Below are 14,741 nucleotides of genomic sequence, written 5' to 3' on the forward strand. Positions count from 1 at the left end.
CTGCCAGGCAGATTCCCACGCATTACTCACCCGTCCGCCACTCTACTCGCCCCAAAGGACTTTCGCGTTCGACTTGCATGTGTTAGGCATGCCGCCAGCGTTCAATCTGAGCCAGGATCAAACTCTTCAGTTCAGTCTCTTTCAACCGCTTACGCGGCCAATCCTGCTCGACGGAATCTTCTCATCGAAGATGCTCGTCGCTATCTCTAGAACTCTCCAGAGACGCCAGAGCACCCACACAAGTTATCTAAACGAATTGTTAAAGATCTGCTTCTCGCGCGCCACCAACCGCGGCGCAGCTCTCAAGTTCTACAGCGTCCCGCCGCGTTGTCAACCACCCCGGCTAACCTCCCTTCAACACCGCCGCGCTTCCATCACAGCAAGCCGACTATTCTACATCCGTTCGGCTCCGTGTCAAACTCCTTTTTCGTGCACCCCGCCGCTTTGTTCCGTCCGTTTTGTCTGCTTCTCCTTAGCGAGCCGACTATTGTACATCATCCTTGCCGACAGTCAACTCGCTTTCGTCACTTTACGCTTAACTCCATAGCGTAGGTTTTTCCTCTCCAACACGCTTTAAGGCAAAGTCACCATCAAACCTGATCGCCGGCGATCTCGATAGATGTCACAAACGCTCCTCATCAACAACCCGGAGGCTTGCTCAATCTTCTTCCACCGCCTCTGCCCGCTCCGGCCGCCCGACCAATTCGACGTACGCCATCGGCGCGGCATCACCGGTCCGAAAGCCGCACTTTAAAATACGCAGATAACCGCCGGGGCGTTCCAGATAACGCGGCCCAAGTTCCACGAATAGCTTTCCTACGACTTCCTTGTCCCGCAGGCGCGCGAATGCCAGGCGCCGCGTGTGAACGGAATCGTTCTTAGCCAGCGTGATCAGTGGCTCCGCAACCCGACGCAACTCTTTGGCCTTTGGCAGCGTGGTCTTGATCAGTTCGTGCCGAAAGAGCGATGCCGTCATATTGCGGAACATGGCTCCCCGGTGCGAACTGGTGCGATTTAGGTGCCTTCCGGCTTTACGGTGACGCATGGTCCGTGATCCAAGTATCTGTTAGCGAATGCTCAGTTCATCGATATTCTCGGGAGGCCAGTTTTCCAGGCGCATCCCGAGCGACAAACCACGAGTAGCAAGAACATCCTTGATCTCAGTGAGCGATTTTTTACCAAGATTCGGTGTCTTCAGCAATTCCACTTCCGTTCGCTGAATGAGATCCCCGATCAGATAGATGTTCTCTGCCTTGAGGCAATTGGCAGACCGAACGGTCAGTTCCAGATCATCGACAGGACGCAACAAGATCGGGTCAATGGTCGGACCCGGCGCGGGCTCTTGAGCCGCGACATCCCGCGGAAGCGAGGGATCCAGCGCCACGAAACTCCCGAGCTGGTCGCGCAATATTTCCGCAGACCGTTGAATCGCGGTCTTCGGGTCCAAAGTGCCATTGGTCTCCAGATCGATAACCAGCCGATCGAGATCCGTCCGCTGTTCGACCCGCGCCGATTGCACCTCGATGGCAACTTTACGCACCGGACTGAATGACGCATCCAGCGTCAGCTTTCCGATCGGCCGATCCTCGCCCCCCTCGATTTCCCTTTGTATCGCAGGAACGTAACCAATGCCGCGACGCACGGTCAAGGTCATGCTGAGTTCGGCATCGGTCGTCAGGTTGGCAATAACCAGGTGCGGGTTGGCGATAACGCCGGAATGCCCCAGGTCAATATCTGCCGCGGTCACGGTGCCCGGCCCCTTTTTACTCAGTGCAAAGGTGGCCTCGTCTTTACCGCTCAGCGTAATTGCGAGATTCTTCAAATTCAGAAGAATCTCGAGTACGTCTTCCTGCACACCTTCCAGCGTGGTGTACTCGTGCAGCACACCATTGATCTCAACCTCAGTGACCGCACACCCGGACATCGAGGACAACAAAACTCTGCGGAGCGCATTGCCGAGTGTGTGACCAAATCCCCGCTCCAACGGCTCCAGGGAGACCCGCGCATGACTGGCGCTGCCGTCGACCGGCTCCACCTGTACGATACGCGGGCGCAGAAATTCGCCGATAGCCTCACTCATTCCAATACCCCCTTGCGGTCACTCCTTACTTGGAGTAAAGCTCGACGATCAAAGACTCGTTGATGTCGGCAGGCAGATCCGAACGGTCCGGAACGCGCTTGAAAACACCTTTCAGAGCCTTTAAATCAACCTCTACCCAGTCGAGGAAACCGTATTGCTCGGCTAAAGCCATTGCGTTTTGTACGCGAACTTGCTTTTTCGCCGCTTCCCGGACTTCCACCGTATCTTCCGGGGCAACCGGATAGGATGCCACGTTGACTACTCGGCCGTTAACAAGGATGCCTTTGTGCGATACCAGTTGACGCGCCTCGGAGCGTGTCGAGCCGAATCCCATACGGAACACGACATTATCGAGCCGCCGTTCGAGCATCTGCAGCAGGTTTTCGCCCGTCGCTCCCTTGGACTGGGCCGCCTTGCGGTAATAATTCCGGAACTGCTTCTCCAGTAGCCCGTAGATGCGCCGCACCTTCTGCTTTTCACGAAGCTGGACACCGTAATCAGAGAGGCGGCGACGCCGATCTCCCGCTTGACCCGGTTGTTTCTCCAGGTTGCATTTCGTATCAAGTGAGCGAGCGCGGCTCTTGAGCCCGAGGTCGGTGCCTTCGCGACGCGCAAGCTTACAGGTAGGGCCTGTGTAACGTGCCATTATCTTATTGCTCCCTCAAACACGCCGCTTCTTAGGCGGACGGCAGCCGTTATGCGGGATCGGCGTCACATCGGTGATGCTGGTGATCTTAAAGCCGGCGTTGTTCAATGCGCGGACCGCGGACTCACGGCCGGGACCTGGGCCGTTCACATTGACGTCCAGATTTCGCAGCCCATATTCCTTCGCTGCCTGACCGGCTTTATCAGCCGCGACCTGAGCTGCGAACGGTGTGCTCTTACGTGATCCGCGGAAACCCGAGCCACCCGAGGTTGCCCATGTCAGGGCGTTTCCCTGACGATCGGTAATCGTGATGATCGTATTGTTAAACGATGCATGGATGTGAGCGACACCATCCGCGACCTGCTTCCGGATCTTTTTCTTAACGGTTCGAGTTGGTTTAGCCATTCGCCTTTACCAGCCGGTGGACAGCACGTTCGCTGCCTTAACGCTTAATGGGACGGCGCGGCCCCTTACGGGTCCGTGCGTTGGTTCGGGTACGCTGTCCGCGCAGCGGGAGCCCTCGCCGATGGCGAATCCCGCGATTACAGCCGAGGTCCATCAAGCGTTTGATATTCATTGAGATCTCGCGACGAAGGTCGCCCTCAACAGTGTACTTCGCGACTTCCACGCGAAGTCTGTCCACTTCCTCTTCTGTAAGGCTCTGGACTTTGGTATCGCGTGGTACGGCTGCGGAATCGCAAATCTCGCCAGCGCGGACCCGACCAACACCGAAGATCGCAGTGAGCGCGATCACCGTATGTTTCTTATCTGGAATATTGACGCCGGCTATACGGGCCATTGCACTGAACCCTCGAAACCAAATTTTATCAGCGGTAAACCGCGCATTATAACAGAAACGACATCGCAGTCAATCCCCATGCCATCAGCCCTGACGCTGCTTGTGCCTGGGGTCCTTGCAGATGACCCGAACGATCCCGTTACGCCGTACGATCTTGCAGTTACGACACAGTTTCTTCACCGATGCACGTACTTTCATCTTGTCTCCTAGCGATTCATGCGCCCCATCAGCGCAGCAGCCCGGCGCCGGGCGCCTTAAGGTTAGCCTTCTTCATCAACCCCTCATATTGGTGGGACATGAGGTGGGCCTGCACCTGGGCCATGAAGTCCATCACAACGACCACCACGATCAGAAGTGAAGTGCCGCCGAAATAAAACGGCACATTGTATCCGACGATGAGAAACTCGGGCAGCAAGCACACCGCGGTGATGTAAATGGCGCCCACGGCCGTCAGTCGGGTCATGACCGTATCGATATATCGCGCGGTTTGCTCGCCGGGACGAATTCCCGGAATGAAGGCACCGGAGCGCTTCAGGTTATCGGCCGTCTCGCGGGCGTTGAACACCAACGCCGTGTAGAAAAAGCAGAAAAAGACGATCGCCGAGGCGTAAAGAATGACATAGATCGGCTCACCGGGAGAGAGCTTCGATGTTATGTCAGCGATCCATCGCATATTCTCATTACTGCCTAGCCACTGTCCCAAGGTACCGGGAAACAGAATGATACTGGACGCGAAGATCGGTGGAATGACACCGGCCATGTTAATCTTGAGCGGCAGATGTGTACTCTGCGCCTGCATCAACTTGCGTCCTTGTTGGCGCCGCGCGTAGTTCACGGTGATACGGCGTTGCCCTCGCTCGACGAATACCACGAACGCGGTCACCGCAATCACCATGGCGAAGATCGCCAACACCGCGAGTGCGTTCATCTCCCCGGTGCGCACGAGTTCCAAAGTTCCGCCCAGGGCCGCCGGCAGGCCGGCCACAATCCCGGAAAAGATAATCATGGATATCCCGTTGCCGATACCGCGCTCGGTGATCTGCTCGCCAAGCCACATCAGGAACATCGTCCCCGTGACCAGGGATACCGCCGCCGTGACCAGGAACCCCGTTCCCGCCTGGCTCACGAGCGCTGTCCCACCGGCACTCTGGCCTTGCAGAGCGATCGATATGCCGATTGCCTGGAACGTGGCCAGAACGACTGTTCCATAGCGCGTGTACTGCGTGATCTTGCGTCGGCCTTGCTCTCCCTCTTTCTTTAGCTGTTCAAGCTGCGGAATGACGGATGACATCAACTGCACGATGATCGACGCAGAGATATAGGGCATGACCCCAAGCGCGAAGAGGCTCGCTCGCTCCAGTGCGCCTCCCGAGAACATGTTGAACATGTCCAGCATGGAGCCCTTGTTCTGCTCAAACAGAATGGCCAGTGCCTCGGGGTTAACCCCGGGCACCGGGATAAAGGTGCCGATACGGTACACAAGAAGCGCGCCGACCAGAAAGAGCAGCCGCTGTTTGAGTTCGGTCAGCCGTCCCATTCCGCCCAGGGTCTGTCCCAACGATGAGGGGTTCTTAGCCATCCAAAGGGACCTGTGTTAGTCCTCGACCTTGCCGCCGGCCGCCTCGATCGCGGCTCGGGCACCCTTGGTGACACCGACACCGCGTATCGTCAGCGCACGATCGACCTCGCCGGAGGCGATGATCTTTGCGACTAAAGTCGCCCGATTGATCAACCCCGCCTTACGCAGCGCGTCCAAGTCCACAATATCGCCGTCGATATGCTTGAGCTCATTAAGGCGGATTTCTTCGCGGCTTTGCGCAGTCCGTGAACGAAAACCCATTTTCGGCAGGCGCCGCTGCAACGGCATCTGGCCGCCCTCGAAACCTACCTTGTGGAATCCGCCGGCGCGGGACTTTTGACCCTTGTGCCCCCTGCCGCCGGTCTTTCCGAGTCCGCTGCCGATACCACGACCGCGGCGCTTCGGCGCTTGCTTGCTGCCGTCGCTCGGGCTGAGTTCATTAAGTCGCATGTCACGCCTCCTCGACAACCTTGACCATGTATGACACGGCGTTCACCATGCCGCGTGTACACGGGGTATCCTCCACCTCGACCACTTGATGCATCCGTCGCAGACCGAGGCCGCGGACACTCGCCTTGTGTGCTGTCAGACGCCCGTGCATGCTGCGGACCAGCTTCACTTTCATCATCTTCTTGTCTGACATCATCTACCCCAGGATCTGCTCGACGGTCTTACCGCGCTTCGCGGCGATGCTCTCGGGGTCACTCATGGCCTTCAATCCCTGCACAGTGGCACGTACCACGTTGACGGGGTTATTGGTACCGATACATTTGGCCAGGACATTCTGCACGCCGAGCACCTCGAACACTGCCCGCATCGCTCCGCCGGCGATAATCCCCGTACCCTCGGATGCGGGTTGCATGAAAACCTTCGCGGCTCCATGTCGCCCGTGCAAGGGATACTGCAGGGTATTGCCCCGAAGCTTCACGTCGATCATGTTTTTGCGGGCACTCTCCATCGCTTTCTGAATCGCGACCGGCACCTCACGCGCCTTACCACGACCGAAGCCAACGCGCCCTTTGCCGTCGCCGACCACGGTCAGTGCCGCAAAACCGAACTGACGGCCACCCTTGACCACTTTGGCAACGCGATTAACGTTGACCAGCTTTTCCAGAAGGCCATCGCCTTCCGGCTTGGTGTTAAAATTTGACATGGTGCAGCCCCTAGAATTTCAGTCCGCTCTCACGAGCCGCATCCGCAAGCGCCTTCATACGCCCGTGATAGCGAAACCCCGAGCGATCGAATGCCACCTCGGCGATTCCCTTCGACAAAGCACGCTCCGCGATCGCTTTCCCGACCAACACCGCGGCACCGGAATTACCCTTGTGCCCGGAAATCGTGAGGCGAAACTCCTTGTCTATCGTAGACGCGCTGGCAACAACATGGGCTCCGTCCGGAGCAATGATCTGTGCATAAATGTGCTGGGGCGTCCGATGAACACAGAGCCGATAGACACCCAATTCCCGAATCTTCGCGCGGGTCTTGGCTGCGCGGCGCAAACGTGCTTTTCTCTTGTCCATTGTCTTAAACCCCTACTTTTTCTTGGCTTCCTTACGCAAGACGTCTTCGTCCGCGTAACGAACACCCTTGCCCTTGTAGGGCTCCGGCGGCCGATAGGCGCGGATCTCCGCCGCGACCTGCCCCACGCGTTGCCGATCGGCCCCGCTAACAATGATCTCAGTCTGACTTGGGGTCTCGATCTTAATTCCCCCCGGCACCGGGTAGTCGACAGGATGCGAGAATCCCAAGCTGAGATTCAAGACATCTCCCTTCGCCTGCGCCCGATAGCCGACACCGACCAGCGTCAGTTTCCGTGAGAATCCGATGCCACAGCCAACCACCATGTTGTTGAGTACGGCCCGCGTCGTCCCTGCCATCGCCCATCCCTGCGGCTGCCCGGCCGCCGGGGAAACGCTGATGATTCCGTCCTCAAGCTGGACCGACACCGTCGGATGCACTGTCCACTCCAAGGAACCCTTGGTGCCTTGAACCTTAACCGACTGACCAGCGATTTCGACCATCACTCCTTTCGGCACGGTGATCGGTGCCTTTGCAACTCGTGACATTTGCTGATCTCCTTAAGCCACGTAGGCGATGATCTCGCCGCCATGACCAGTCTGCCGGGCCGCGCGGTCAGTCATCAGCCCACGCGAGGTCGAAATGATCGCCACCCCTAAGCCGCCCCACACCGTCGGTAATGCGTCTTGACCGCGGTAAACACGCAACCCAGGCCGGGAGACCCGCTTCAGGAACTCGATCACGGGTTTACCCCGAAAATACTTCAGTCGAACAACCAGTCTTGCCTTCTCATCAACTGTCTCGACTTGTGCGTCGGCAATATAGCCCTCTTCCTTGAGTAAGGTCGCGATGGCGAACTTCTGTTTGGACGATGGCATCACGATCGTGATCTTGCCGCGCTGCTGACCATTACGGATGCGTGTCAGCATATCCGCAATCGGATCCGACATACTCATGTGCTTCTCCTCAAGACACACGTGGGGGGGTCAGTCCACCTGCATGGTGCGATACCCGGAATCTGACAGCGACCCGGACGAGCCCGAGCCGAACTATCCTACCAACTTGCCTTAACGACACCAGGAACGTCGCCCCGCATCACAGCCTCTCGCAGTTTGTTCCGCGAGAGGCCGAACTTCCGGTAGACCGCGTGGGGACGCCCGGTGATCCGACAACGCCGCATCTGCCGCGTAGGGCTTGCGTCACGTGGAAGCTTTTGGAGCTTCAGCACCGCCTCGTCGATCTGCTCAGAAGTTGACGCCCGGTCGTTGATCACCGATTTCAAGGCCGCACGCTTCGTAGCGTATTTGGCGACAATCTCGGTGCGACGACGATCGCGCTCGATCATGCTGGTTTTTGCCATCGTTATTCCTTGTAAGGTCCCGCTTCAGGTCCGGAACGGAAAGTTGAACGCTTCCAGCAGCGCACGGCCTTCTTCGTCCGTGCGTGCCGAGGTAGTAATCGTGATGTCGAGTCCGCGCAACGCGTCGATCTTGTCATAATCGATCTCAGGAAACATGATCTGCTCCTTGACGCCGATCGAATAGTTACCGCGCCCGTCAAACGCCTTGGGGCTCAAACCCCGGAAGTCCCGGATACGCGGCACCGCGATATTGATCAGCCGATCAAGAAACTCGTACATCCGCTCCCGCCGCAACGTCACCTTGCAGCCGACCGGCCACCCCTCCCGAATCTTGAACGCGGCAACCGACAATCGCGCCATGGTGACAATCGGTTGTTGCCCGGCGATAGCGCGCATGTCGGCAACTGCGAAATCCATCACCTTCTTGTCGGCAACGGCTTCTCCAACGCCCATGTTGAGCGTGATCTTTTCGATGCGCGGGACCTGCATGACGCTGCGGTAACTAAACCGCTCCTTCAACTCTCCGACGATGCGCTCGCGGTAGACGGACTGCAATCTGGACATTTCGCTATTTACTCATTACCGGGGCGGGCTCAACGACGCTGCGAATCAGACGTCGACTACTTCGCCATTCGATTTGAACACCCGAACCTTGCGGCCGTCTTCCAGAATCTTAAAACCCACCCGGTCCCCGCGGCCTTTCTGCGGGTTATAGAGCGCGACATTCGATATCTGTAGGGGCATCGGCTTCTCGACAATACCACCCGCCTCGCCCTTTTGCGGGTTGGGCTTCTGGTGCTTCTTGACCATGTTCACGTTCTCGACGAGTACATGATCCTCATCGACGACGCGTAACACCGTGCCCCGCTTCCCTTTATCTCTTCCGGTGATGACGATCACGTCGTCATTCTTTCGAATCTTTTGCATGACCAGCGACTCCTCAGAGCACTTCGGGAGCAAGTGAAATGATCTTCATGAACCGCTCCCCCCGGAGTTCACGTGTGACCGGCCCAAAAATACGCGTACCGATCGGCTGCAATTGATTATTCAGCAGCACCGCCGCGTTCCCGTCAAACCGGATCAACGAGCCGTCAGGCCGCCGGACACCCTTGCGGGTCCGCACTACGACGGCGTTGTAGACGTCGCCTTTCTTGACCTTGCCGCGCGGAATCGCGTCTTTTACAGTCACCTTAATCACATCTCCGATGCCAGCGTAGCGCCGATGCGACCCGCCGAGCACCTTGATGCACATGACGCTCCGGGCACCGCTATTATCAGCGACGCTCAGATTGGTTTGCATCTGAATCATTGTTCTCTACCTGGTATTTTGAGGGCGACGACCGGCACTACGTTAGACACTGACCCGCCGGGACGACAGCAGATCTAACGCACTTTCTCGACGATCTCGATCAAGCGCCACGATTTGGTCTTCGACAAAGGTCGGCACTGTTCCACGCGGACTAAATCGCCCTCGCCGCAGGCATTCGCTTCGTCATGAGCGTGGATCTTCGTAGAGCGTGTCAGAAACTTCCCGTAGAGCGGGTGCTTAACCCGACGCTCGATCAGGACAGTGATGGTCTTATCCATCGCACTGCTGACGACCCGACCACTTAGGGTTCGGTTCTCGCTTGTCGCTTCGCTCATGATTTACCGCCCGCAGTCTGCTCTGCCATGACCATTTTAACCCGTGCGATGTCACGCCGAACCGCCTTCATGCGAGAAGGACGAGTGAGTTGCCCCACACCTCGCTGCATGCGCAGGTTGAACTGTTCACGCAGCAGCCCCTCCAGCTGCTGTTGCAGCGCTTCGGTACTGCTGGTACGTAGCTCTTTCGCCTTCATCACAAAATCGTCCGTCTCTCAAAGGTGGTCTGTATCGGCAGCTTGGCCGCCGCCAACTGAAATGCTTCACGGGCCAAGTCCTCGCTGATACCCTCTATCTCGTAGAGGACTTTGCCAGGTTGGATCAAGGCGACCCAGTACTCAACGTTGCCCTTGCCCTTGCCCATACGGACTTCCAAGGGCTTCTTGGATACCGGCTTGTCCGGAAAGACCCGAATCCACAACTTCCCGCCGCGCTTGACCTTTCGGCTGATGGCCCGGCGTGCTGCCTCAATCTGTCGCGCAGTGAGACGTCCGCGCCCGATCGCTTTGAGACCGAACTCTCCAAAGGAGACGCGATTTCCACTTTGCGCCAGACCGCGATTGCGACCAGTCTGCTGTTTACGGAACTTCGTGCGCTTGGGTTGCAGCATGTTTATCCCCTCCTACCGGCCGGTTTCGCCACCGGCTCCTCGGGGAGCTGGTCACCGAACACCTCACCCTTGAAGATCCAGACCTTAACGCCAAGAACGCCATAGGTCGTTCCCGCCTCCGCAAACCCATAATCGATGTCGGCGCGAAGCGTGTGGAGCGGCACCCGCCCCTCGCGTGCCCACTCGCTACGAGCGATCTCGGCACCGTTCAGGCGCCCGGCGACGCTGACCTTGATACCTTCGGCACCGAGACGCATCGTGTTTTGCAAAGCACGCTTTACTGCCCGGCGAAACATGATCCGGCGCTCAAGCTGTTGCGCGATGCCTTCCGCGACAAGCTGTGCATCCAGCTCAGGCTTGCGGATCTCCTCGATGCTGATGTGAACGGGGACCCCGAGCATTCCGGAGACCTTTGCACGCAGCTTATCGATATCCTCGCCTTTCTTGCCGATCACCACGCCTGGACGGGCGGTGTGAATGGTAATGTGGGCATTCTTGGCCGGCCGATCGATCTGAATACGGCTGACGGATGCACTCGCCAACTCTTTCTTCAAGAAAGCGCGAACCATCAGATCCTTATTGAGCATATCGGCATAGTCGCGGGTATTCGCATACCACTTTGACGTCCAGTCTTTGACGATGCCCAGGCGAAAACCAGTCGGATGAACTTTCTGTCCCATGTTGCTCTCCTATCCCCTCAGGCTTCCGCGACCGTCAAGGTAATATGGCTAGTCCGCTTCATGATGCGATTGGCACGGCCTTTCGCTCGCGGCATGATCCGCTTCATGGTCGGCCCTTCGTTGACCTGGATCGACTCTACCTTGAGCTCATCGATATCCGCACCGGCATTGTGCTCTGCGTTCGCAATCGCGGACTCCAGCACCTTCTTCACTAACTCAGCGCCTTTCTTGGTACTGAAGGCGAGAATTTGGAGTGCATGCTCGACGCGCTGGCCGCGGATCTGGTCAGCGACCAATCGGGCCTTTTGCGCCGAAATTCGGGCATACTTCAGTTTGGCTTCGGCTCGCATCTCTCCCACCCCGCCTACTTCTTCTTCGCCTTTTTGTCGGCCGCGTGACCCCGGTAAGTCCGGGTCAGCGCAAATTCGCCGAGTTTATGGCCAATCATGTTTTCGTTGACGAGCACCGGAATGTGCAGACGCCCGTTATGGACCGCGATTGTCAAACCCACCATCTCGGGAAGCACCATCGAGCGGCGCGACCACGTCTTGATAGGTCGCTTGCTGTTTTGCGCGACCGCTTCCCCCACCTTCTTTGCCAGGTGGTGATCCACAAAGGGTCCTTTTCGAACTGAACGTGGCACTTGCAGAAACCTCGCCTTAGTTACTTACGGCCGCGACGACGCACAATCATGCTGTCTGTCCGCTTGTTCTTACGTGTCTTATAACCCTTGGTCGGAACACCCCATGGTGTCACCGGATGACGACCTCCGGAAGTCCGGCCCTCGCCGCCACCGTGGGGATGATCAACAGGATTCATGACGACGCCGCGAACCGTAGGACGGACGCCACGCCAGCGTGTAGCGCCAGCTTTACCAAGCTTGCGCAGGTTGTTCTCGGAGTTTCCGACTTCGCCGATGACAGCGCGGCAGTCGGTATGAACCTTGCGCATTTCGCCGCTGCGCAGGCGCACCGTCGCGTAATCACCCTCACGCGCAACCAACTGCGCGGATGTACCTGCCGATCGCGCCAGTTGCGCCCCTTTGCCTGGCCGCATCTCGATACAGTGCACCTGCGCACCGACCGGAACATGCCGTAACGGCATGCAATTCCCGACCACAATCGGCACACCTTCGCCCGACTGTACCTGACTACCGGCCTTGACGCCCTTCGGCGCAATGATATAGGCACGCTCACCGTCAGCATACTTAAGAAGCGCCAGGTGGGCGCTCCGATTCGGGTCATATTCCAATCGCTCCACGACCGCGGGGATGCCGTCTTTCTTTCGCTTGAAATCGACAATCCGGTAGTGCTGCTTGTGACCACCACCTTGGTGACGAACCGAGATACGCCCCGCGTTATTGCGTCCACCATGACGCGTCTGCTTCTCCAGCAAGGGCTGGTAGGGATCACCCTTATGGAGGTCAGGTGAGACCACCCTGACGACGAAGCGTCTCCCGGCGGAGGTCGGTTTTGACTTGACGATTGGCATCTTCTTCTATCCGCTTGGTCCGGCCGGGCTAGGCGCCGCCGCCGAAGTCGATGTTGTGGCCCGGTTTCAGACGGACGTACGCCTTGCGCCAATCTTGACGCCGACCCAGCCGTTTTCCGAGACGCTTCACTTTACCTTTGACGTTCAGTACCTGGACACCAGCTACTTCGACCTCGAACAACAGTTCGACGGCGCGTCCGATCTCGCGCTTATTGGCATCGCCGACAACGCGGAAGGCATATTGCCCGGCGAGTTCGCCCATCATGGTACTCTTTTCCGAGACCAAGGGCCCCAGCAAGACTTTCATGAGGCGCTCTTTATTCATCCCCGCGTGGTTAATCCCAGGGTTCATAGCAAACGCTCCTCCAGTTTCCTGACGGCGCCTTCGGTCGCCACCACGTTCTCAAAGGCGATCAGGCTCACCGGGTCCACTTCCTGGGCGGACATCACATCCACGCCCATCAAGTTCCGCGCCGCCAGATAGAGATTTTCGTCCAGCCCATCGGTGAGGATGAGGCAGTCGCTTACCCCAAGGATCCTCAGTTGCTCGATGAGTTCCTTTGTCTTGGGTGCATTCACCCGAAACTCGGAAACAACCAGCAAGCGCCCCGCGCGCGCAAGATCCGAAAGGATCGAGCACACCGCGCCACGATACATCTTGCGGTTGACCTTCTGGGAGTAGTCCCGGGGGCGAGCCGCGAAGGTCACACCACCGCCGCGCCAAAGTGGACCCCGAGTCGTACCTGCACGCGCCCGACCGGTCCCTTTTTGCCGCCAGGGCTTTTGGCCACCGCCGGACACTTCGGCACGGGTCTTCTGGGCCTTGGTGCCGGATCGGGCGCCCGCCAGATACGCGGTGACGACCTGATGAATCAACCCTGGCTTCAGTTCGGCGCCGAAAACGGCATCCGAGACCTGAACGCTGCCATTGCCGGAGGCGTTTCGTATCGCGAGATCCATGATCATTGGCCCTTGTTCTTGCACTTCACGGACGGAACGACGATGAGACGCCCGCCCGTGGGGCCGGGTACACCACCACGGACCAACAACAGGTTACGCTCTGCATCGACCTGCACAACGACCAGGCTCTGTTGGCAGCGGTTGACAGCGCCAAGATGACCCGCCATGCGCTTACCCTTCCAAACCCTGCCCGGACTTTGATTCTGCCCGATCGAACCAGGTGCGCGATGCGACACGGAATTGCCGTGAGTCGCGTCTTGCGTGCGGAAATGATGACGACGAACACCGCCGGCGAAACCCCGCCCCTTTGTCACGCCGCGCACGTCAACCTGCTGGCCCGGCGCAAAGATTCCGACTGAAATTTCGTCACCAACGTTGATTTCGGTGCCCTCAGTCTCTTCGAGGCGGAACTCGCCCAGGCACTCACCGGCCTCGACACCTGCCTTAGCGTAATGACCTGCCGTCGGCTTGTTGACCCGCGAGGCTTTGCGGGTGCCGAAAGCGACCTGCACCGCGCGATAACCGTCTGTTTCCGCACTCTTGACTTGGCTCACCCGGTTTGGCGGGACCTCAATCACCGTTACCGGGATGGACTCTCCACCCTCGGCAAAGATACGGGTCATGCCGGCCTTGCGCCCGATAACTCCGATCGCCATCGTTCCGCCCTCAGCTCAGCTTGATCTGGACGTCGACGCCCGCCGCCAGATCCAATTTCATCAGAGCGTCGACAGTCTTGTCGGTAGGATCGACAATGTCCATCAGACGCTTATGTGTACGCAGTTCGTATTGGTCCCGCGCGTCCTTGTTCACGTGTGGGGAGACCAGAATCGTCCAACGTTCTTTCTTTGAAGGCAGGGGCACGGGACCACGAACCTGAGCGCCGGTGCGCTTGGCGGTATCGACAATCTCACGCGCCGACTGATCGATCAGACGATGATCAAAAGCCTTCAGGCGAATACGGATTCTTTGGTTATTCATCAAACTACTCGATGATCTTCGCAACCACACCGGCGCCGACGGTCCGACCGCCCTCGCGGATGGCGAAGCGCAACCCGTCTTCCATGGCGATCGGGGCGATCAGCTTGATCACCATCTTCACGTTGTCCCCCGGCATCACCATCTCGATGCCTTCGGGCAGGGTGCAGGCGCCCGTCACGTCCGTGGTCCGGAAGTAGAACTGCGGACGGTAGCCGTTGAAGAACGGGGTGTGACGCCCGCCCTCTTCCTTCGACAACACGTACACCTCAGCCTCAAAATGCGTNTGCGGNTTGATGCTCTTGGGCTTGGCCAGGACCTGACCGCGCTCCACGTCTTCCCGCTTGGTCCCGCGCAGCAGCACGCCGATGTTGTCGCCGGCCTGCCCTTGATCGAGCA

Annotated in this window: 29 protein-coding genes and 1 rRNA gene; all 30 read right to left on the minus strand. The window is 58.3% G+C overall.

Features of this window, described 5'->3' with window-relative positions:
• Positions 1-133 (minus strand): 16S ribosomal RNA (locus A39O_RS0130935); the annotation flags it as partial.
• 525 nt (positions 134-658) lie between these two features.
• Positions 659-1,045: a 50S ribosomal protein L17 gene (rplQ, locus tag A39O_RS0130940; RefSeq protein WP_026199874.1), complete on the minus strand. Its 387-nt coding sequence runs from the start codon at positions 1,043-1,045 to the stop codon at positions 659-661.
• Between the two features lie 21 nt (positions 1,046-1,066).
• Positions 1,067-2,080 carry a DNA-directed RNA polymerase subunit alpha gene (locus tag A39O_RS0130945; RefSeq protein ID WP_020508516.1) on the minus strand — a complete coding sequence of 338 codons (1,014 nt, stop codon included), beginning with the start codon at positions 2,078-2,080 and terminating at the stop codon, positions 1,067-1,069.
• Positions 2,081-2,105: 25 nt separating this feature from the next.
• Positions 2,106-2,726 carry a 30S ribosomal protein S4 gene (gene rpsD, locus A39O_RS0130950; RefSeq protein WP_020508517.1) on the minus strand — a complete coding sequence of 207 codons (621 nt, stop codon included), beginning with the start codon at positions 2,724-2,726 and terminating at the stop codon, positions 2,106-2,108.
• A 15-nt stretch (positions 2,727-2,741) separates the two neighbouring features.
• A complete protein-coding gene (gene rpsK / locus A39O_RS0130955; RefSeq protein ID WP_020508518.1) occupies positions 2,742-3,131 on the minus strand; it encodes a 30S ribosomal protein S11 in 390 nt (129 codons plus the stop codon).
• Between the two features lie 37 nt (positions 3,132-3,168).
• Positions 3,169-3,525, minus strand: a complete 357-nt coding sequence (rpsM, locus tag A39O_RS0130960; RefSeq protein WP_020508519.1) for a 30S ribosomal protein S13 — start codon at positions 3,523-3,525, stop codon at positions 3,169-3,171.
• A gap of 84 nt (positions 3,526-3,609) precedes the next feature.
• On the minus strand, positions 3,610-3,723 hold the full coding sequence (gene rpmJ, locus A39O_RS39790; protein ID WP_083925006.1) for a 50S ribosomal protein L36: 114 nt from the start codon (positions 3,721-3,723) through the stop codon (positions 3,610-3,612).
• Positions 3,724-3,751: 28 nt separating this feature from the next.
• Positions 3,752-5,104: a preprotein translocase subunit SecY gene (gene secY, locus A39O_RS0130965; RefSeq protein ID WP_026199875.1), complete on the minus strand. Its 1,353-nt coding sequence runs from the start codon at positions 5,102-5,104 to the stop codon at positions 3,752-3,754.
• Between the two features lie 15 nt (positions 5,105-5,119).
• A complete protein-coding gene (gene rplO, locus A39O_RS0130970; protein WP_020508521.1) occupies positions 5,120-5,554 on the minus strand; it encodes a 50S ribosomal protein L15 in 435 nt (144 codons plus the stop codon).
• Between the two features lies 1 nt (position 5,555).
• The gene (rpmD, locus tag A39O_RS0130975) at positions 5,556-5,747 is read right to left on the minus strand and encodes a 50S ribosomal protein L30 (RefSeq protein ID WP_026199876.1); all 192 of its coding nucleotides are present in this window, start codon (positions 5,745-5,747) and stop codon (positions 5,556-5,558) included.
• Between the two features lie 3 nt (positions 5,748-5,750).
• On the minus strand, positions 5,751-6,257 hold the full coding sequence (gene rpsE / locus A39O_RS0130980) for a 30S ribosomal protein S5 (protein ID WP_020508523.1): 507 nt from the start codon (positions 6,255-6,257) through the stop codon (positions 5,751-5,753).
• Between the two features lie 10 nt (positions 6,258-6,267).
• Positions 6,268-6,624, minus strand: a complete 357-nt coding sequence (gene rplR / locus A39O_RS0130985) for a 50S ribosomal protein L18 (RefSeq protein WP_020508524.1) — start codon at positions 6,622-6,624, stop codon at positions 6,268-6,270.
• A gap of 12 nt (positions 6,625-6,636) precedes the next feature.
• Positions 6,637-7,170 (minus strand): 50S ribosomal protein L6, encoded by a 534-nt coding sequence (gene rplF / locus A39O_RS0130990; protein ID WP_026199877.1) that lies wholly within the window; start codon positions 7,168-7,170, stop codon positions 6,637-6,639.
• A 12-nt stretch (positions 7,171-7,182) separates the two neighbouring features.
• On the minus strand, positions 7,183-7,578 hold the full coding sequence (gene rpsH, locus A39O_RS0130995) for a 30S ribosomal protein S8 (protein ID WP_026199878.1): 396 nt from the start codon (positions 7,576-7,578) through the stop codon (positions 7,183-7,185).
• Positions 7,579-7,676: 98 nt separating this feature from the next.
• Positions 7,677-7,982, minus strand: a complete 306-nt coding sequence (rpsN, locus tag A39O_RS0131000) for a 30S ribosomal protein S14 (protein WP_020508527.1) — start codon at positions 7,980-7,982, stop codon at positions 7,677-7,679.
• Between the two features lie 24 nt (positions 7,983-8,006).
• Positions 8,007-8,546 (minus strand): 50S ribosomal protein L5, encoded by a 540-nt coding sequence (gene rplE / locus A39O_RS0131005; protein WP_026199879.1) that lies wholly within the window; start codon positions 8,544-8,546, stop codon positions 8,007-8,009.
• 45 nt (positions 8,547-8,591) lie between these two features.
• The gene (gene rplX / locus A39O_RS0131010; protein ID WP_026199880.1) at positions 8,592-8,909 is read right to left on the minus strand and encodes a 50S ribosomal protein L24; all 318 of its coding nucleotides are present in this window, start codon (positions 8,907-8,909) and stop codon (positions 8,592-8,594) included.
• 13 nt (positions 8,910-8,922) lie between these two features.
• Positions 8,923-9,291: a 50S ribosomal protein L14 gene (gene rplN / locus A39O_RS0131015; protein ID WP_020508530.1), complete on the minus strand. Its 369-nt coding sequence runs from the start codon at positions 9,289-9,291 to the stop codon at positions 8,923-8,925.
• 74 nt (positions 9,292-9,365) lie between these two features.
• Entirely contained in the window at positions 9,366-9,626 is a 261-nt protein-coding gene (rpsQ, locus tag A39O_RS0131020; RefSeq protein ID WP_020508531.1) for a 30S ribosomal protein S17, read from the minus strand.
• Positions 9,623-9,823 (minus strand): 50S ribosomal protein L29, encoded by a 201-nt coding sequence (rpmC, locus tag A39O_RS0131025; RefSeq protein ID WP_020508532.1) that lies wholly within the window; start codon positions 9,821-9,823, stop codon positions 9,623-9,625. Before rpmC ends, rpsQ begins: the two co-directional genes overlap by 4 nt.
• Complete coding sequence (rplP, locus tag A39O_RS0131030) at positions 9,823-10,236, minus strand: 50S ribosomal protein L16 (RefSeq protein WP_020508533.1); 414 nt, start codon at positions 10,234-10,236, stop codon at positions 9,823-9,825. The genes rpmC and rplP overlap by 1 nt, the downstream gene beginning before the upstream one ends.
• 2 nt (positions 10,237-10,238) lie before the next feature.
• The gene (gene rpsC / locus A39O_RS0131035; RefSeq protein WP_020508534.1) at positions 10,239-10,916 is read right to left on the minus strand and encodes a 30S ribosomal protein S3; all 678 of its coding nucleotides are present in this window, start codon (positions 10,914-10,916) and stop codon (positions 10,239-10,241) included.
• Between the two features lie 17 nt (positions 10,917-10,933).
• The gene (gene rplV, locus A39O_RS0131040) at positions 10,934-11,266 is read right to left on the minus strand and encodes a 50S ribosomal protein L22 (protein ID WP_020508535.1); all 333 of its coding nucleotides are present in this window, start codon (positions 11,264-11,266) and stop codon (positions 10,934-10,936) included.
• Positions 11,267-11,280: 14 nt separating this feature from the next.
• Positions 11,281-11,559 carry a 30S ribosomal protein S19 gene (rpsS, locus tag A39O_RS0131045; protein ID WP_026199881.1) on the minus strand — a complete coding sequence of 93 codons (279 nt, stop codon included), beginning with the start codon at positions 11,557-11,559 and terminating at the stop codon, positions 11,281-11,283.
• Positions 11,560-11,579: 20 nt separating this feature from the next.
• On the minus strand, positions 11,580-12,407 hold the full coding sequence (rplB, locus tag A39O_RS39795) for a 50S ribosomal protein L2 (protein WP_083925007.1): 828 nt from the start codon (positions 12,405-12,407) through the stop codon (positions 11,580-11,582).
• Positions 12,408-12,435: 28 nt separating this feature from the next.
• On the minus strand, positions 12,436-12,732 hold the full coding sequence (rplW, locus tag A39O_RS0131060; protein ID WP_020508539.1) for a 50S ribosomal protein L23: 297 nt from the start codon (positions 12,730-12,732) through the stop codon (positions 12,436-12,438).
• Between the two features lie 23 nt (positions 12,733-12,755).
• A complete protein-coding gene (gene rplD, locus A39O_RS0131065; RefSeq protein ID WP_026199882.1) occupies positions 12,756-13,367 on the minus strand; it encodes a 50S ribosomal protein L4 in 612 nt (203 codons plus the stop codon).
• 2 nt (positions 13,368-13,369) lie between these two features.
• A complete protein-coding gene (gene rplC, locus A39O_RS0131070) occupies positions 13,370-14,023 on the minus strand; it encodes a 50S ribosomal protein L3 (protein WP_020508541.1) in 654 nt (217 codons plus the stop codon).
• Between the two features lie 10 nt (positions 14,024-14,033).
• The gene (rpsJ, locus tag A39O_RS0131075; protein WP_020508542.1) at positions 14,034-14,345 is read right to left on the minus strand and encodes a 30S ribosomal protein S10; all 312 of its coding nucleotides are present in this window, start codon (positions 14,343-14,345) and stop codon (positions 14,034-14,036) included.
• A 4-nt stretch (positions 14,346-14,349) separates the two neighbouring features.
• Positions 14,350-14,741 (minus strand): EF-Tu C-terminal domain-related protein (locus tag A39O_RS35940; protein ID WP_020508543.1); only part of this gene is annotated, 392 nt, incomplete at its 5' end.

The organism is Lamprocystis purpurea DSM 4197 (assembly GCF_000379525.1).
GTDB classification, from domain to species: Bacteria; Pseudomonadota; Gammaproteobacteria; order Chromatiales; family Chromatiaceae; genus Thiodictyon; species Thiodictyon purpureum.